This window comes from Cellulomonas fimi ATCC 484, assembly GCF_000212695.1.
GTDB lineage: Bacteria > Actinomycetota > Actinomycetes > Actinomycetales > Cellulomonadaceae > Cellulomonas > Cellulomonas fimi.
Window position 1 is genome coordinate 792,951 of record NC_015514.1, and the last position, 16,946, is coordinate 809,896.

Here is a 16,946-nt window from a genome sequence, read left to right on the forward strand (position 1 = left end):
CCAGCTCAGGTGGTCGACGCTCTTCGTGAGTCCGAGGCCGGAGTTCTGGCTGCTGCTCGTCTTCGCGCTCGTCGTCTTCGTCACGCTCGCGCTGGCCTCCCGCTGGATGCCCCCGACCTCCGACCGCGAACGGGTCAGGATCGCCAACGTCGCCGGGATCACGGTGTACTTCGTGGCGGCGTACGCGGCGAGCGGCGGCATCCCGCTCGTGCTGATCCTCCGAGGAGCGCCCTACGACATCTACAGCTTCGGCCTGCCCGGGCTTCATGTCGCCGCTCTGTCGTTCACCGGCTACTACGGGGTGCGGCTCTTCCGCGCACTCATGCTGGAACGGACGATCGGTCACCTCGGGATGTTCGGCTGGGTCACTGCGCTGCTGCTCTCCATGGCAAGCCGGAGCGCCGTGTCGTTCCTGGCCTTCTCCTGTCTGATCGTCTTCGTGCGGGCCCGCAGGATGCGCTTCTCCGGCCTCGTCGTGGCAGCTGGCGCGGTCGGCGTGTTCCTGCTCGCGTTCGGGCAGTTCGGCAACGCCCGCCTGAGCTTCCAGGTCGAGCAGGCGACCGGCCAGCAGGGGTCGTCGAGCGCGATCGTGAACTACGCGCGCGCCAGCTCCGAGTTCGCAGGCACCGGTGTCCCGACGGTGTGGCTGTGGCCGTACCTCTACCTCGCCTCGCCCTTGGCGAACCTCAACGCGGCGTTCGAGTACGCCGACGGCGGCGTGTGCGGTCAGGAGTGTGATCTCGCAGGTCTCGTCTTCTACGAGCTGGTGCCCGACACCGTGGGAGTCCCGGTCGCACAGGCGCTCGACGTCGACGCCTTCGACAAGAACGCCTTCCTCGTCTCTCCGCAGCTGACGGCGTCGACGACGTTCGGGTCGGCGGTCGGCACGGCGGGGCTCGTCGGTGCGGTGGCGGTCCTGGCCGTCCTCGTCCTGGTGGGCGTCGGCGTGACGCGGGCGGTCCGTGGCAGCCCGTTGCAGGAAGAGGCCATGGCGATCCTTGCGACGCTGTACTTCTTCTCGTTCTTCAGCAACATGCTCGTCTACACCGCGTTCAGTGCCCAGCTCATCTGGGTGACGATCGCGGCGGCCCGTTCGCGGCGCGCGCGCGACGCGCGTGCCCGGGCCGCCGCGCGCGCGGAGCGGCTCGAAGCCGTCACGACCTCGGGCCCTCGCGAGGGTTCTCCCGTCCGATGACACGGAAGACGAGCGAGATCCACCGCTCGCTCGCGACCTCGGTCGCGGGCGGCCTGCTCCCGGCCGTGCTGGGCGCGACGGGCACGGTCGTCGTCGCAACGGCCGTGCCGGCGGCGAGTGCGGCGCAGCTGTTGCTCGCGTGGACGGTCGTCGGCTACCTCGCACTCACGGACTTCGGCCTGACGAGGACGGCGTCCCGACTCGTGTCGGGCGGGGCCTCTCCCGGGTTCGTCGTCGGACAGCTCTGGCGGATCTCCGTTCCGCTCGGCGGCATCCTGGCCCTCGTCACGCTCGGGCTCGTCCAGGCGGTGCGGCGAGGACTGGACGGCCCACCGCCGCCCGAGCTCGTCGCGCTGTGTCTCGTGCCGATCGCCGCATCGATCCAGTTCCCGCTGATCGGCACGCTCGAGGCGCAAGGGCGATTCCTCTCGATCGCCGTCCAGCGCACCGCGAACGCCATGTTCACCTACCTGCTGCCCGCGTTGGCTTTCAGCGTCACGGAGGACGGTCTGGCACTCGCCGTCACCTCCATCGTCGGCTACCGCTTCGTGTCCGCCGCGTTCCTCTTCCGGGCGACCCGCGTCGGGGGGGCCGTCGGCGCGGGGCTGCGCGCCCGCGGCGACGCCACGGACGGGGTGCGTTCGCTCGCCACCTGGCTGGGCGTCTCGAGCGTCGTCGGCCCCGCACTGCTCTACGCCGACAGGCTCTTCCTCGCCGCTCTCTCCCCACCGGTGGAGCTGTGGGTCTACTACGTCGCGATCTCCGAGCTCATGATGAAGACGTACGTGCTGCCGTCGGCCGTGCTGTCGGTGCTCTTCCCGCGCTTCGTCGCGGACGCCGCGTCGCACTCAGGCAGGCTGGGTCGTCTCCTCGGTGGGCGGTTCGCCCTCGCGTCGCTCGTGGCGGCGGGCTCGGGGTTCGCTCTCGCCTACGCCGTGGCTCAGGCGGGCGTCCTCGCGTTCTTCGAACCGTTGGGCAGCACGACCCTCACGACGTCGCTCGTCGCAGCAGTCGCGGTGTCGTCGACGGTGCTCAACTGGTCGAGCCAGGTGTTCATCGCCTACCTGCAGTCCCGTGACGCGCACCGCGCCGTCTCGCTCGTGCAGCTCGCTCTTGCCGTGCCGTACCTTCTTGCGCTCGTCGCGTGCGTCGCCGGGTCGTCCGTCCTCGGCGTCTCCGTCACCTGGGGCGCCCGCATCGCGGCGGTCTGGATCGCGCTGTGGTGGCTGGTGCGGGTGGCTCGCCGACGGGAACCGGTCGCTCCGGGTGTGGTCGGCGCCGCGGAGGAGACGACGTGACCGGCTACGTCGTGATGGCCGTCTTCCGGCCGAACCCTGGGCATCTCGCCGAGCAGGTCATGTCGCTCAGGGCCCAGACGCTCACGGACTGGCGGTGCCTGGTCGGCATCGACGGCGCCGATCCGGACGCGGTGCGAGCGGTGCGGTCGGCCTGCGAGGGCGACCCACGGTTCACGATCATCGAGCACCAGATCAACGTCGGGCACTACCGGCAGTTCGAGCGACTCCTCGGCGACGTGCCTCGTCGTGCCGAGTGGGTCGCCCTCTGCGACCAGGACGACGTGTGGTGCGCCGACAAGCTCGAGCGTCTGACCCCGCTGCTCGCCGCCGCCTCGCTGGCGCAGGGCGAGGCGATGGCCGTCTCGCAGCACGGGTCGCGGCGCTCCTCGCGCCGCACGCACCTCGGTCTGTCCGCACTCCTGACGGACAACCAGGTCACCGGCGGCTTCTCGGTGCTGTCACCCGACGTCCTGGAGCTGGCGCTGCCGTTCCCTGCTCCCACCGCTGCGGCCTACCACGACCACTGGCTCGGCGTGTGCGCACATGTGCTCCGGGGGATCGCGACCTGCCACGCCGTCGTCCAGACCTACCGCCAGCACGACGGCAACGTGATCGGTGAGCCCGTGGCCGGCCGGTTGACGAGCAGGATGCGACGTCTGGTGGGAGCGACGGGGTCGGTGAAGCCGTCTGCCCTGCTCGACGAGATCCGCAGGGAGAGGTTCGGGTGGCGCGTCCGCGTCGCCCGAACCGTTCTGGCGCGTTCGGAGCCACGGGACCGGGATCGTGCCGCCCTCGAGGCCTATGCCGGTGGCACGTTGACGTGGCGACTCGTGCGCCTCGTGACAGGGGACGTGCTCGCGAGGCGTGTGCCGCCGGCCCGCGCCCTCGCGCTGCTCGTGGCCGCGCCGCGTCGGAAGGGGCAAGGGGAGTGGTGACACACGACTGGACCGCGATCACGGTCACGTACAACAGCGCCGGCGCACTCCGTCGGTGCTGGGGCGGGTTCGACGGTTCGTTCCGCTGGGTGGTGGTCGACAACGCATCGACGGACGACTCAGTGGCGGTCGCGGAGGAGCTCGGCGCGACCGTGTTCCGACAGCCGTCGAACGTGGGCTTCTCGCGGGCCAACAACCGCGCGCTGCGGCAGGTCGAGACGCAGTTCGTGGCGTTCGTGAACCCCGACGTCACGGTGGCCTCCGGTTCGTTGCACCGCCTGGAGGCGACAGCCTGCGCAGGGGCGGTCGTCGCACCTCAGCTGACGTTCCCGGACGGCAGCGTGCAGCCGAACGGGCGCGGTCTGCCGTTCGTGGTGGACAAGCTCGCCCACCGCGGCGTGCGGGTGCCCTTCGCGCGCGTCGCGGAGTACGCGCCGGCGCCGGGCGCCGACCTCCTTCCGGTGGACTGGGTGATGGGGGCGGCGGTAGCCGGCACCACCGCGACCATGCGTCGCCTCGGCGGCTGGGACGGCCGCTACTTCATCTACTACGAGGACCACGAGCTGGGCCTGCGTGCGTGGTCGCGGGGGGTTCCGGTGCTCGTCGACCCGAACGTCCGCTGGGTGCACGAGTGGAGCCGCGACACCGCTCGCTGGTCCCCGCTCCACTGGAGGTACGAGATCGGGTCGGCCGCGCGGTTCTTCGCCGCCTACCCGCTGCTCGTGATGCCGTGGCGAGGGCCGGCGGGGGCGAGGTACGGCTCCCGCACGGCCCACGCACGCCAGGCGTTGCAGGACGTGACCAGCCGGATGGACGCAGCGAACGATGGAGGTCCCCGATGACGCACGTGGCCGTCGTGCATCAGCACACCAACAACTACGGCGACGACGCGGCGGGAGTGGCGCTGGTCGAGGGGCTGCAGCGCGAGTTGGGTGCCGACACGGTCGATGTCTTCTACATCTGGCACAAGAACGGGCGACGGATCTCGACGGGCGGTGCGGCAGTCAGGCACCACATGCCGCGCGTGCTCGCGGGGACGAACGACGAGCGGCCGCGTCTGGCGCTCACTGCTCTGCTGTGGCCCCTGTCGCGGCGGGCCGACCGTGGGCTCGCGGAGATGGTCGATCGATGCCGCGCGGCCGACGCCGTCTTCGTCGCCCCGGCGGGCTCCAACCTCGGTGTGTACAAGGACTGGACCTACCTCCTGACCCTGGTCATCCTCGTCAGGAGCGGCGTCCGGCTCCGCTTCGTGCAGAACACCGTCGTGTCGAGCGGCTCCGCGGTCTTCGACAGGTTGGCGCTGTACGTCCTGCGGCGGTCCGAGGTCGCCGTGCGCGAGGCTGCCTCCGCACGCTGGCTCGCCTCGCACCGTGTCGGTGCGTACCTCGGGGTGGACACGGCGCTCCTGCTCGCCGACCCGCCGGTCGAGTCGTCCCGACCCCGCACCGGCGCGCCGTACATCGCGGTCGTGCCGACACGGCTCGGCACCTGGCATCCGGCGTTTCGTGGCTTCGACGACGGACGGTTCCTACGGACCGTCCTGTCACGGGCGGTTGCCGACGTAGCAGCCGCGCGCGGGCTCCAGGTGCGGATCGTCCCGCACCTGACCGGGCCCGAGGCCGAGCACTCGATCCACGAGCTCCTGCTCGACGAGCTGGCGAGTGCGGGCTGCCCCGCGAGCGTCGTGGAGGTCGGTGAACTCGACGACTACCGGACCGCGCTCGCGCAGGCCGAGGCCGTCGTCTCCATGCGGTACCACGGGCTGGTCCTGAGCGGCATGGCGGGCGTGCCGTGCGTGTCGCTCTCCTACGAGAACAAGATGCACGAGGCGGCGACGTACCTCGGCATCGCCGAGCTGGAGCTCGACATGCATGACGTCAGCGAGGAGGCGCTGCGCGCACGGGTGACCGACGCCCTCGACCGCCGGGCGAGCATCGAGAAGCGACTGGACCTGCGCGTCGCCGAGCTGCGCCAGATCGCCGCCGGCCCTCTCGGCTCGGCCCGCGCCCAGCTCCTTCGGCGTCGGGACGCCGGAGCCTGACCAGGGGCGGGGCTGGTCAGCGCACCTGGTCCGGCACAGCGGCGTCCGCCGGCCCCTGGACCGGCTCCCGGTCCTTCGGCGCGGGACGCGGGCCGCGCAGCGCTCCGCGGCCCGCCCACCGGTACGCCGGACGCTCGATCCATCGGTACGTCATGAGCGACGCCGGGATGACCGCCGCGAAGGTGAGGGCGACGATGACGACGAAGCCACCCACGCCCCCTGCCGTCTCGTACGCCCGGTCGGTCACCCCGGCCCGATCGAGGAAGCCGAGCACGACGGGATGAAGCAGGTACAGGCTGAAGCTCGCCGCTCCGAGCGACCGCGTGGCCCGGTTGACCAGGACGCGGTCGGGGGCCAGGGCGACGCCGACGACGAGGGCGGCGAGCACGACCGCCCACGTCGATCGCACCAGCGGCGCCGAGTGGGAGCCCAGGGCTACTAGCGCGACGACCGAGACCAGCGACACGGCAACCAGGGCTCGGCCGACGCGCAAGCGCCGCCTCTCGTCACGTTCGGCGAGCTGGTAGGCGTAGAGCGCGGCGATCCCGGCTGCGAAGAAGCACAGGTAGTTGAGCAGCGAGAACTGCCCGAACTTCGCTGCGGTACCGGTCGTACCCTCGAAGGCCGCGTGCCAGACGACCTGGACGCCGATCGCTGCTCCGAGGAAGACCGTCGCCCGCCGGCCGTTCCGGATCGCCAGCGCGAGAAGCGGAACGATCGCGTAGAAGAGCATCTCGACGCCGATCGACCACGAGGCCCAGACGATGCCCTCGACGTCGGACGGAACGAGGTTGAACACGAACATGACGGAGGTCAGAAGCTTGCGTGGCTCGACGTCGAACCCGAGCATCACGCAGTAGAAGGCGAGCATCACGTAGAACATCGGCGCGATCCGGAAGAAGCGGCGCCGGTAGAAGTGGCGCGCGCCGGGCCACGTCCGGACGAGCTGGCTGTAGCCGTACCAGATCGCGAACGCCGACAGCACGTAGAAGAGCGGCACGCCGTAGTCGAACGACCGGACGACGGCCACGACGCCGTCTGCCGGCGCTCGGCCGGGGATCGTCGCGGCGTGGTAGACGATGATCGCCGCAGCGGCGAACCATCGAAGCGCCTCTAGGCCGTCGAGCCTGGTTCTCGTCTGCTCTTTCATGTCCCCCCGCTGTCGCGTCGTCGTGGTCGCACCACGCGCGGACCGCGTGTCCCTCGTCTCGCGCTCTCGATGTGCCGAGGAGTCGAAGCACCCCGCGTCGACCCCTACGGTGACGCATCGGCACGAGGCCGTCGCGCGGTGAGCACCGAGAGTCGCGACGTCGATCACGGTGCCTCGGCATCGGCCGCCGGGAGCGCCGTGCGCGTCCGGGCCGGATCACCCGGATTTGTACTGATTCCACCCGGTCGGCGGCAGATCTGGCCCGCGCGCGAACGCTACGTTGACCAGACACACCGCTATCTCACAGGGGGACCCCTATGCGCATCTCCGTCATCGGCTGCGGCTACCTCGGCGCGGTGCACGCCGCGTGCATGGCCAAGCTCGGCCACGAGGTCGTCGGCATCGACGTCGACCCCCGCAAGGTCGCGTCGCTGGAGGCGGGCGAGGCGCCGTTCTTCGAGCCGGGGCTGCCCGAGCTGCTCGCGGAGACGAAGGCGACGGGGCGGCTGTCGTTCAGCACGGACATGGCGGACGCGGCGGGTGCGCAGGTCCACTTCCTCTGTGTGGGCACGCCGCAGGTGCACGGCGAGTTCCGCGCGGACCTGTCGTACGTGGAGTCGGCGTTCGAGGCGCTCACGCCGTACCTGTCGGGCGGCGACGTGGTGGCGGGCAAGTCGACGGTCCCGGTGGGGACGGCGGAGAACCTGGCGGCGCGGCTCGAGGGCACGGGGGCGACGCTCGTGTGGAACCCGGAGTTCCTGCGCGAGGGCTTCGCGGTGAAGGACACGCTGCACCCGGACCGCCTGGTGTACGGGCTGCCGACGGACGACGAGGGCGTGCCGACGGCGGCGGGCGAGGCGGCGAGGGTGCTGCTCGACGAGGTGTACGCGACACCGCTCGCGGACCGCACGCCGCTCGTGGTGACGGACTACGCGACGGCGCAGCTGGTCAAGGTCGCGGCGAACTCGTTCCTGGCGACGAAGATCAGCTTCATCAACGCGATGGCGGAGCTGTGCGAGGCGACGGGCGCGGACGTGACGCGCCTGGCGGACGCGATCGGCTACGACGCGCGCATCGGCCGGCGGTTCCTCAACGCGGGGCTGGGCTTCGGCGGCGGCTGCCTGCCGAAGGACATCCGGGCGTTCATGGCGCGCGCGGGCGAGCTGGGCGTGAGCGACGCGCTGACGTTCCTGCGCGAGGTGGACTCGATCAACATGCGTCGCCGGGTGCGCGTCGTGGACCTGGCGCGCGAGGTGTGCCACGGGTCGATCGTGGGGCGCCGGGTCGCGGTGCTGGGGGCGTCGTTCAAGCCGGACAGCGACGACGTGCGGGACTCGCCGGCGCTGTCGGTGGCCGCGCAGATGCAGCTCCAGGGTGCGCACGTGACGCTGACGGACCCGCAGGCGATCGGCAACGCGCAGGCGAAGTGGCCCGACATGAAGTTCGCGGCGACGGCGCTGGAGGCGGCGGTCGACGCGGACGTGGTGCTGCTGGCGACGGAGTGGCAGGAGTACCGCGACCTCGACCCGGACGCGCTGGGGGCGGTCGTGGCGCACAAGCGGATCCTCGACGGCCGCAACGTCCTGGACCCGGCGCACTGGCGGGCCGCGGGCTGGACGTACCGGGCGCTGGGTCGCCCTTGACGGTCGGGGACGGGCCGGCCCGGCGGCGGACGGCCGTCGTCGGGTGGGTGCTGGTCGCGCTCGGGCTGCTGGGGGCGGTGCTGGCGCTCGCGGTGGCGCTGGGCTGGGTCGGGGGTGGGTCGTCGGACGGTGCGCCGACGGGCCCCGCCTCGTCGGGTCGGGCGTCGTCGGGCGGGTCGTCGGGCGGGACGCCGTCGTCCCCGGACGCGCTCGCGGGCTGGTCGGTGGACGAGGCGCCCGACGCGTACGCGCGCCGGCTGCTCGCGGCGACCAACGAGGCGCGGGCGGACGAGGGCGTCGCTGCGCTCGCGTGGTCGGACTGCGCCGCGCAGGTGGCGACGGGTCGCGCGACCGCCCTGGTCGGGGCGGCGGAGCTGGAGCACGCGCCGCTGGACGACGCGATGGCGACGTGCGACGTGGAGCTCGCGGCGGAGAACCTGAGCCGCGCGGCGGCCGGCCCACGGGACGTCGTCGACGCGTGGCTCGGCTCGGCCGGGCACCGCGCGAACCTGCTGGACCCGACCCTGATGCAGGTCGGCATCGGCTGCGCGCGGGAGCCGGACGGCGAGCTGACGTGCGCGCAGGTGTTCCTGGGCTGAGCCACGGGGCTGGGCCGAGCCGCGGGGTGGTGAGCGTCACCCGTCCGGCCGACCCCCCTGAGTGTCGTTACGCAAGGTAATGAACTAGAGTAATCACCATGCCCACCGCCCCCGCTCTCGCCGGAGAGCTCCGCGTCGCGGTCGGGCAGGCGGCCCGCCGCATCCGGGCGGAGCGCGGCGCGCAGGGGCTGACGGACCCGCAGTTCGTCGTCCTCGCGTGGCTCACCAAGCTCGGGCCCATGACCCCGGGCCAGCTCGCCGAGGCCGAGCGCATCCAGCCGCCGAGCATGACCCGCACGGTCAACGGCCTCGTCGAGCTGGGTCTCGTCCAGAAGGACGAGCACCCCACGGACGGCCGCCAGGTCGTCGTCACGCTCACCGACGCCGGCCGCGCGGAGGTCGTCGAGACCCGCCGCCGCCGCGACGCCTGGCTGACCGAACGCCTCAAGGGCATGACCAAGGAGGAGCGCCAGCTCCTCGCCGACGCCGCCGAGCTCCTGCGGAGGATCGCCGCTTCATGAGTCCCACGTTCTCCTCGCTCCAGTTCCGCAACTACCGGTTGTGGTTCGCGGGGGCGCTGGTGGCGAACGTGGGCACCTGGATGCAGCGCGTCGCCCAGGATTGGCTGGTCCTGACCCAGCTCTCCGACGAGTCGGGCGTCGCCGTCGGCATCACGACCGCCCTGCAGTTCGCCCCCGTGCTGTTCCTGTCCGCCTGGGCAGGGCTGCTCGCCGACCGCGTCGACCGCCGCAAGCTCCTCGTCGCCACCCAGGTGGGGCAGGGCGTGCTCGCCGCGGGGCTGGGTGCCCTCGTCCTGTCGGGGCACGCGCAGCTGTGGCACGTGTACGTCTTCGCGGGCCTGCTCGGTGCCGTGACCGCGATCGACGGGCCGGTCCGCCAGACGTTCGTCGCCGAGCTCGTGCCCAGCAGCAAGCTGTCCAACGCCGTCGGCCTCAACAGCGCGTCGTTCAACGCGGCCCGTCTGATCGGCCCCGGTGTCGCCGGTCTGCTCATCGCGGCGATCGGCACCGGCTGGGTGTTCGTCATCAACGCAGCCACGTTCGCGGCGACCATCCTGTCGCTGACCCGCATGCGGTCCTCCGAGCTGAACGCCATGCCGACCGCGTCCCGCGCTAAGGGCCAGATCCGCGAGGGCATCCGCTACGTCCGCGGGCGCAGCGACATCCTCGTCATCATGGTCGTCGTCGGGGTCATCTCGACGTTCGGCCTCAACTTCCAGCTCACGTCCGCGATGATGGCGCGCACCGAGTTCGGCCGGGGCGCGGGGGAGTACGGCATCCTCGGCTCGGTCCTCGCGATCGGGTCGCTGTCGGGGGCGCTGCTCGCGGCCCGGCGCGAACGTCCGCGGGTGCGGCTCGTCATCGGCGCCGCGTTCGGCTTCGGGATCTCGACCGGCGTCATGGCCCTCATGCCGACGTACGCGTCGTACGCGGTGTCCGCGATCCCCGTCGGGCTCGCGTCGCTCACGATGATGACGGCGGCCAACGCGACGATCCAGCTCAGCACCGACCCGGCCGTCCGCGGCCGCGTCATGGCGCTCTACATGATGGTCTTCCTCGGCGCGACGCCCGTCGGGTCGCCCGTGGTCGGCTGGATCGGGGAGACGTTCGGGCCGCGCTGGGCCGTCGGCATCGGCTCGATCACCGCGCTGCTCGTGGCGACGGGGGCGGCCCTGTGGGCGCGCCGCGCGTGGGACGTGCGGGTCCGCTACCACCTGCTCACGAGGCCGCACCTCGAGGTGACCCACCCCGTCGAGGGGGAGCCGACCCGGCGCGAGCAGACCGCGATGCGCCTCGGCGCGGACGAGGCGGCGCGCGCGCAGGACGCCGCCTGACCGGACGGAGCGGCACCCGCCGGTCACCCGGTCGCCACGTCGCGCGGGTGAATCGCACCGGCGCCCGTGTCGGGCGGTTCGTCCGGCATGTCACGATCGGGCGGTGAGCGCGCAGGTCGGCCAGGGGGCGGTGCCGCCCGTCGACGCCCCGACGCCGGCCGGCGACCAGCCGGGGCCGCGGCCCCGCCGTCGCGTGCTGCGCCGGGTCCTGCTCGCGCTCCTCGTGGTCGTCGTCGTGCTGCTCGTCCTCGCGGGCTGGATCGCGGTGCGTGCCACCCAGACGGTGGGGGCGCTCACCGACGCGCGCGACGCCGTCGGCGACGTGCAGGAGGCCCTCGACGCGGGCGACACCGGCGCGCTGCGCGACGCGCTGCCCCGCATCCAGGACGCCGCCGGCCGGGCGCACGACGCGTCGTCCGACCCGGTCTGGCGCGCCGCCGAGCACCTGCCCCGGGCCGGCGCGCAGCTCGCGGCCGTCGCGACGGTCTCCGCGGCGCTCGACGACGTGGCGACCGGTGCGCTGCCCGCGACGACCGCCGTGACGGACCTGCTCGGCGACGGCGAGGGGCTGCGCGGGCCCGACGGCCGTGTCGACCTCGAGCCGCTCGTGACCGCCGCCCCGGACCTCGTCGCCGCGTCCGTCGTGGCGCGCCGGGCGGCCTCCGACGTCGCGGGCATCGACACCGACGGGCTCGTGGGCCCGCTCGTCGGGCCGGTCGAGCAGGCGCGCGACGGTCTCGACGAGGTCGCGTCCGCGCTCGAGACGGGCGCGCAGGTCGCGACGCTCCTGCCCCCGATGCTCGGGTCCGAGGGCCCGCGGACCTACCTGGTCGCGGCGCTCAACTCGGCGGAGCTGCGCACCGCGGGCGGCATCGTCGGGAGCCTCGCGGTGGTACGGGCCGACGGCGGCGCGCTCTCGCTCGTCGACCAGCGCAGCACCGACGAGCTGCGCGGCATCCCGGAGCCGGTCCTGCCCCTGACCGCGGAGGAGGTCGCGGTGCACGGCACGGGCCTGGGCCGCTTCGTGCAGAACGCCGTGATGACGCCGGACTTCCCGCGCTCCGCGGAGCTGCTCGCGGCCCGCTGGCAGGCGGACGTCGGGGGGACGGTCGACGGGGTCGTCGCGACCGACCCGGTCGCCGTCGCCGCGCTGCTGGAGCAGGTCGGGCCGGTCGACGCCCCGGACGGCACGACGCTCGACGCCGAGACGCTCCTGGCGACGCTGCTGCACGACGCGTACCTGCGCTACCCGGACCTGGAGGCGGCGGACCGGTTCTTCGCCGACGTGGCCGCGGCGGTCTTCGGGGCGCTCGCGTCGGGCGACGGCGACGTGCGGGCCCTCGTCGAGGCCGGTGCGCAGGCGGCCGACGAGGGGCGCGTGCGCGTGTGGTCCGCGCACCCGCAGGAGCAGGAGCGGATCGCGGCGACGACGCTGGGCGCGGCGTTCCTCTCCGGGCCGTTCGAGGACGCCGCGGGCGTGTTCCTCAACGACGGCACCGCGGGCAAGCTCGACTACTACCTGCGCCCGACGCTGACCGTCGAGGAGCTGCGCTGCTCGGGCCCGGACCCGACCGCGACGGTGCGTCTCGACCTCGCGTTCGACCCGCCCGCGGACGTCACGAGCTACCCGCTCAACGTCACGGGCACGAGCGGCGCCGTCCCGGTCGGCTCGCTCGCGACGAGCATCGCCCTGTACGGGCCGCAGGGGGCGCCGCCGCAGGGGCTGCGGACCGACGCGGGCGTCGTGGGCGGCACGGCCGAGACCGTCGCGGGCCGGCCGGTCACGGTGGTGGGCTCACGGCTGGACCCGGGTGGCCGCGCGACGTACCGGTTCGAGGTCCCGGTGCGCGACGGGCGCGTCGACGTGTGGACGACCCCCACGCTCACGAGCCCCGGCGCCGTGTCGGCCGCCTGCCCCTGAGCCGGCCGTCGGGGTCGTCGACGCCTGAGCGTGACGTCGCCCGCGCGGGTGACCGCCGCCTCGGCGAGCGGGTGATTGTCCGAGATCACCCCATCCGCACGTGTCTATCCAGGATTGTGACCGTCACACTGATTCCGAATAGTCCGAATCTTCCCGTCGAGGGGACTGGTCATGAGCAAGATCCTCCGAGCGTGCGCCACCGCGCTGCTGGCGGCCGTCGCCCTGCTGGGGGCGCCTGCCGTGGCCCAGGCGGTCGTCGTCCCGTCTCCCGAGCCCACCGTCACGGCGCCGGACCCGGAGCCGTCCGGCCCCCAGTACGGCTGCCTCGGTGACACCGACGAGTACGGTGCCCCGCTCCCGTGCGACCTCACCGTCTCGATCCTGACGCCGTTCTGCGACAACGACGTGCCGAAGCTGCGCTACGCGGTCGACCCGGTCGGCACGCCCAACGACACCGTGACGATCACGTGGGTCAACCCGGGCGGCGCGAGCATCGTGCAGTCCGGCCTCCCGCTGACCGGCACGGTCCTGTGGCCCGGCGCCGTCGTCGGCCCCGACGGCAAGGGCGCGGACTGGCCCGGCTGGACGCAGCTCGCCGACGGTTCGTGGGTCGAGGGCGACGAGTTCGACTGGGTGCGCCCGTCCGTGACCGTGAACTTCGCGGTCAACCCCGAGGTGTCGATGGCCGTGGCGTACCCGCCGTCGAGCCCGGTGTGCGTCACCGACCCTCCCGGTGAGGAGGTCCTGGCGGCGCCCGTCTCGAACCAGGTCCTGTCCGCCACGGGCAGCGAGGTCGGCCCGCTCCTGTGGGCCGGTGCGGCCCTGCTGGTCGTGGGCGTCGGCACAGTCGCCGCCGTGACCCTGGTGCGCCGCCGGCACGAGGCGGCCTGACGCGGCACCGGGACCGGTCGGAGGGGACCGGTCCCGGATGTCACGCACGACGACGCCCGCTCCCGTCCGACGGGAGCGGGCGTCGTCGCGTGCGCGGTGCCGGCCTCAGCGTGCCGGTCTCAGCGGGGCCCGGGCTCAGCGGTACAAGCTCGACCGGTACCGGCCTCAGGCTGCCGCGCTCAGCGGGGCCGGCCTCAGCGGTGCCCGGCTGAGCGGTGCCTGTCCAGTGGTGCCGGCTCAGCCGAGGTGCTCGACCACGTGGTCGACGCAGGCGGTCAGCGCGAGCACGTCCTCCGGGTCGACCGCCGGGTACATGGCGATCCGGAGCTGGTTGCGGCCGAGCTTGCGGTACGGCTCGACGTCGACGACGCCGTGCGCGCGCAGGACCTTCGCGACGGTCGCGGCCTCCACCTCGGGGCTCAGGTCGATCGTGCCGACGACCGAGGACCGGGCCGCGGGGTCGGGCACGAACGGCGACGCCCAGTCCCGCGCCTCGGCCCAGCCGTACAGGTGCGCGGCCGAGGTCGCGGTGCGCTGCGCGGCCCAGGCGAGCCCGCCCTGCGCGACCATCCAGTCCAGCTGCTCGGCGAGCAGCACGAGCGTCGCGATCGCCGGGGTGTTGAGCGTCTGGTCCAGCCGCGAGTTCGCCACCGCGGTGGTCAGCGACAGGAACTCCGGAACCCAGCGGTCGCCGGACTCGAGCCGCGCGGCGCGCTCGACCGCGGCGGGTGACAGGCACGCGAGCCACAGCCCGCCGTCCGACGCGAACGACTTCTGCGGCGCGAAGTAGTACGCGTCGGTCTGGGCGACGTCGACCGCGAGCCCGCCCGCGCCCGAGGTGCCGTCGACGACGACCAGCGCACCCTGCTCGCGGGACCCGGGCACGCGCCGCACGGGCGCGGCGACACCGGTCGACGTCTCGTTGTGCGGCCACGCGTACACGTCGACGCCGTCGGCGAGACCCGGCACCGCGACCTGCCCGGGCGCGACGGTCGTGACGACGGGCTCGCCGAGGAACGGTGCGCGGGCCGCGGCACCGGCGAACTTGGCGCCGAACTCGCCGAACGCCGCGTGCGCGCTGCGCTGCTCGACGAGGCACAGCGTCGCGACGTCCCAGAACGCCGTCGACCCGCCGTTGCCCAGCACGACCTCGTACCCCTCGGGCAGCCCGAACAGCTCGGTCAGCCCGGCCCGCACCCGCCCGACGAGCGCCCGCACGGGGGCCTGCCGGTGCGACGTGCCCAGCAGCGTCCGGCCGGTCCGCGCGAGCGCGTCGACCTGCTCGGGGCGGATCTTGGACGGCCCGGACCCGAAGCGGCCGTCGCGCGGCAGCAGGTGCGCGGGGATCGTCACGGCGGGCGGGGCGTCAGGAGCGGGCACGGCCCGAGGATAGGCCGTCGTGGCCCGGCCGGGTCGTACCGACCAACTAATCTGTGGGCAGCGCGCGGTGTGAGGGGTCCGCCGGCGCACGAGGAGACGCGGAGGCTGTGCGGTGAGCGACCTGATCGACACGACGGAGATGTACCTCAAGACGATCTACGAGCTCACCGAGGAAGGCCGCACGCCGCTGCGGGCGCGCATCGCGGAGCGGCTCGGCCACTCGGGCCCGACGGTGTCCCAGACGGTCGCGCGCATGGAGCGCGACGGCCTCGTCGTCGTCACGGGCGACCGCCACCTCGAGCTGACCGACCTGGGCTACACGAAGGCGGTGCGCGTGATGCGCAAGCACCGCCTCGCGGAGCGCCTGCTCACCGACGTGATCGGCCTGGAGTGGCCGTACGTCCACGAGGAGGCGTGCCGCTGGGAGCACGTCATGAGCGAGCGCGTCGAGAAGCGGCTCGCGGCGCTGCTCGACCACCCGCACTTCGACCCGTACGGGAACCCGATCCCGGGCCTCGCCGAGATCGGCGAGGAGGTCACGCGCGTGAACTTCCTCGACGGGGTGACGCCGCTGACAGCCGTCCCCTCGGCCGACGGGACGACGGTCGTGGTCGTGCGGATCGCGGAGCCGCTGCAGGTCGACGTCGAGCTGCTGACACGGCTCGCGGAGGCCGGCGTGCGGCCCGGCGGTGACGTCACCGTGGAGCGCGGCGACGGCGTCGTGACGGTCGGCGTGGCGGGCTCGGGCACCGTGCTCGACCTCCCGGACGACGTCGCTCGGCACATCTTCGTCGGCACGCGCTGAGGCGCCTGCGGCCACGGGGTGGCCGTGCAGGGGGTCCGGGTGAGATCCGGCACGTGCGCGTGCGCGCGCTCCCACGGGCGTCCGAGGCGTCCTCCCAGGTGGTTCCGGCGTGTCGCGGCGACACGCCGGACGGGTGTCCAACACAAGCCGTATCTGGCCGTGATCGGAACGTGACAATCACCCGAACGCTCCTGTACGTTCAACCTGCTTCTCGGAACCCTCCTCCGTGGAAGCCCTCGAGCGGAACGCCTAACCCTGCCGCCGCCCCGAGGTCCGTACGAACCGCCGGCAGGGGCGGGGGACCCACGTTTTGTGGTCCACCGGAGACGGTGACCTTGGGGTGAAGCCCAGGTGGCAGCAGGACCGCCGCCCAGGCCGAGTGTTCTCCCACTCGAACCCGACAGCTCACCTCGCAGGCGACAGGAGAGGCACCTAGTGACCGTGAGCACCACACGCGCCCGGCATCGGGCAGCGCGTCGTCCCTCGACGCCCCTGTCCGAGCTGGCCTCCGCCGCCTCGGAGCAGATGGGCACCGCCGGCCGCCGCACCGCCGTCGTCGCGGCGTCGTCCGGCCTCCTCGTCACGATGATCGGCGCCCCCGCGGGTGCCGCGTCGGACAACGCCGGAGCCCTGAACTCGGTCGACACCGCAGCACTCACCGCCTCCGCGCGTGCCGTGCTCAACACGTCGCCCGTCGTCAGCTCGCCCGCCGAGGCCGCCTGGACGTTCGACGCCCCGGCCGTCACGGCCGTGAAGCCGACGCCCCCGCCGGCCCCCGAGCGCCGCACCACCACGACCGCGTCGCGCAGCACCACGCGCACCGCGGCCACCACGAGCAACGCGCCGATCCCGCAGTCGGTCGCCGGCAACGCGGTCCTCGAGGTCGCGGCCCGCTACGTCGGCACGCCGTACCTCTCGGGCGGCACGACCCCCGAGGGCTTCGACTGCTCCGGGTTCGTCTCCTACGTCTACGCGCAGCTCGGCATCTCGCTGCCGCGCACGAGCTCGGGCATCAAGGCCGCCGCGACGGTCGTGTCCCGCGCCGACGCGCAGCCGGGCGACCTCATCTGGAGCCCCGGCCACATCTCGATCTACGCCGGCGGCAACCAGCAGATCGACTCGCCGCGTCCCGGCAAGACGATCCAGTTCCGCGAGATCTGGCAGAGCTCGCCGGTCTTCCTCCGCGTCGGCTGACACCGACCGGCTCGGTCCACCGAGGCCCCCGACGACGTC

15 protein-coding genes and 1 riboswitch are annotated in these 16,946 nt (G+C 73.1%); of the genes, 13 read left to right on the forward strand and 2 right to left on the reverse strand.

The window, feature by feature from the left end:
• Nucleotides 1-25 precede the first annotated feature (25 nt).
• The 5 genes from CELF_RS03620 to CELF_RS03640 are packed head-to-tail and all read left to right on the forward strand — an operon-like array spanning nucleotide 26 to nucleotide 5,469.
• Nucleotides 26-1,195 (forward strand): hypothetical protein, encoded by a 1,170-nt coding sequence (locus CELF_RS03620; RefSeq protein ID WP_126297659.1) that lies wholly within the window; start codon nucleotides 26-28, stop codon nucleotides 1,193-1,195.
• Nucleotides 1,192-2,493, forward strand: coding sequence for an MATE family efflux transporter (locus tag CELF_RS03625; protein WP_013769894.1), 1,302 nt, complete (start codon nucleotides 1,192-1,194; stop codon nucleotides 2,491-2,493). The genes CELF_RS03620 and CELF_RS03625 overlap by 4 nt, the downstream gene beginning before the upstream one ends.
• Complete coding sequence (locus CELF_RS03630) at nucleotides 2,490-3,428, forward strand: glycosyltransferase (protein WP_013769895.1); 939 nt, start codon at nucleotides 2,490-2,492, stop codon at nucleotides 3,426-3,428. Before CELF_RS03625 ends, CELF_RS03630 begins: the two co-directional genes overlap by 4 nt.
• Entirely contained in the window at nucleotides 3,425-4,270 is an 846-nt protein-coding gene (locus CELF_RS03635; protein ID WP_013769896.1) for a glycosyltransferase family 2 protein, read from the forward strand. The genes CELF_RS03630 and CELF_RS03635 overlap by 4 nt, the downstream gene beginning before the upstream one ends.
• Nucleotides 4,267-5,469, forward strand: a complete 1,203-nt coding sequence (locus tag CELF_RS03640) for a polysaccharide pyruvyl transferase family protein (protein ID WP_013769897.1) — start codon at nucleotides 4,267-4,269, stop codon at nucleotides 5,467-5,469. The genes CELF_RS03635 and CELF_RS03640 overlap by 4 nt, the downstream gene beginning before the upstream one ends.
• 16 nt (nucleotides 5,470-5,485) lie before the next feature.
• Here the strand turns inward: CELF_RS03640 and CELF_RS03645 are convergent, their stop codons facing one another.
• Nucleotides 5,486-6,619: an acyltransferase family protein gene (locus CELF_RS03645; protein WP_013769898.1), complete on the reverse strand. Its 1,134-nt coding sequence runs from the start codon at nucleotides 6,617-6,619 to the stop codon at nucleotides 5,486-5,488.
• A gap of 317 nt (nucleotides 6,620-6,936) precedes the next feature.
• On the opposite strand from CELF_RS03645, the gene CELF_RS03650 reads away from it, so the two are divergent.
• The 6 genes from CELF_RS03650 (at nucleotide 6,937) to CELF_RS03675 (ending at nucleotide 13,528) form a co-directional block, all read left to right on the forward strand.
• Nucleotides 6,937-8,262 carry a UDP-glucose dehydrogenase family protein gene (locus CELF_RS03650; protein WP_013769899.1) on the forward strand — a complete coding sequence of 442 codons (1,326 nt, stop codon included), beginning with the start codon at nucleotides 6,937-6,939 and terminating at the stop codon, nucleotides 8,260-8,262.
• Nucleotides 8,259-8,861, forward strand: coding sequence for a CAP domain-containing protein (locus CELF_RS03655; protein ID WP_013769900.1), 603 nt, complete (start codon nucleotides 8,259-8,261; stop codon nucleotides 8,859-8,861). The genes CELF_RS03650 and CELF_RS03655 overlap by 4 nt, the downstream gene beginning before the upstream one ends.
• A gap of 98 nt (nucleotides 8,862-8,959) precedes the next feature.
• Nucleotides 8,960-9,382 (forward strand): MarR family winged helix-turn-helix transcriptional regulator, encoded by a 423-nt coding sequence (locus tag CELF_RS03660; protein ID WP_013769901.1) that lies wholly within the window; start codon nucleotides 8,960-8,962, stop codon nucleotides 9,380-9,382.
• Nucleotides 9,379-10,716 (forward strand): MFS transporter, encoded by a 1,338-nt coding sequence (locus CELF_RS03665; protein ID WP_013769902.1) that lies wholly within the window; start codon nucleotides 9,379-9,381, stop codon nucleotides 10,714-10,716. Before CELF_RS03660 ends, CELF_RS03665 begins: the two co-directional genes overlap by 4 nt.
• A 103-nt stretch (nucleotides 10,717-10,819) precedes the next feature.
• Nucleotides 10,820-12,637 (forward strand): DUF4012 domain-containing protein, encoded by a 1,818-nt coding sequence (locus CELF_RS03670; protein ID WP_013769903.1) that lies wholly within the window; start codon nucleotides 10,820-10,822, stop codon nucleotides 12,635-12,637.
• A gap of 171 nt (nucleotides 12,638-12,808) precedes the next feature.
• A complete protein-coding gene (locus CELF_RS03675; protein ID WP_013769904.1) occupies nucleotides 12,809-13,528 on the forward strand; it encodes a hypothetical protein in 720 nt (239 codons plus the stop codon).
• Nucleotides 13,529-13,765: 237 nt separating this feature from the next.
• Here CELF_RS03675 and serC read toward each other — a convergent pair whose 3' ends face one another.
• On the reverse strand, nucleotides 13,766-14,908 hold the full coding sequence (gene serC / locus CELF_RS03680; protein ID WP_126297660.1) for a phosphoserine transaminase: 1,143 nt from the start codon (nucleotides 14,906-14,908) through the stop codon (nucleotides 13,766-13,768).
• Between the two features lie 112 nt (nucleotides 14,909-15,020).
• Here serC and CELF_RS03685 point away from each other — a divergent pair, with 112 nt between their 5' ends.
• A complete protein-coding gene (locus tag CELF_RS03685) occupies nucleotides 15,021-15,713 on the forward strand; it encodes an iron-dependent transcriptional repressor DtxR (protein WP_013769906.1) in 693 nt (230 codons plus the stop codon).
• 273 nt (nucleotides 15,714-15,986) lie between these two features.
• A riboswitch (cyclic di-AMP (ydaO/yuaA leader) is annotated at nucleotides 15,987-16,146 on the forward strand.
• A gap of 2 nt (nucleotides 16,147-16,148) precedes the next feature.
• On the forward strand, nucleotides 16,149-16,907 hold the full coding sequence (locus tag CELF_RS03690) for a C40 family peptidase (protein WP_013769907.1): 759 nt from the start codon (nucleotides 16,149-16,151) through the stop codon (nucleotides 16,905-16,907).
• Nucleotides 16,908-16,946: the final 39 nt, after the last annotated feature.

What these genes read in the sequence shown, in the direction of transcription:
- CELF_RS03625 (WP_013769894.1), top strand. Translation starts at nt 1,192, where the DNA reads ATGACACGGAAGACGAGCGAGATCCACCGCTCGCTCGCGACCTCGGTC.
- CELF_RS03640 (WP_013769897.1), top strand. Translation starts at nt 4,267, where the DNA reads ATGACGCACGTGGCCGTCGTGCATCAGCACACCAACAACTACGGCGAC.
- CELF_RS03645 (WP_013769898.1), bottom strand. Translation starts at nt 6,619, where the DNA reads ATGAAAGAGCAGACGAGAACCAGGCTCGACGGCCTAGAGGCGCTTCGA.
- CELF_RS03650 (WP_013769899.1), top strand. Translation starts at nt 6,937, where the DNA reads ATGCGCATCTCCGTCATCGGCTGCGGCTACCTCGGCGCGGTGCACGCC.
- CELF_RS03660 (WP_013769901.1), top strand. Translation starts at nt 8,960, where the DNA reads ATGCCCACCGCCCCCGCTCTCGCCGGAGAGCTCCGCGTCGCGGTCGGG.
- CELF_RS03665 (WP_013769902.1), top strand. Translation starts at nt 9,379, where the DNA reads ATGAGTCCCACGTTCTCCTCGCTCCAGTTCCGCAACTACCGGTTGTGG.
- CELF_RS03675 (WP_013769904.1), top strand. Translation starts at nt 12,809, where the DNA reads ATGAGCAAGATCCTCCGAGCGTGCGCCACCGCGCTGCTGGCGGCCGTC.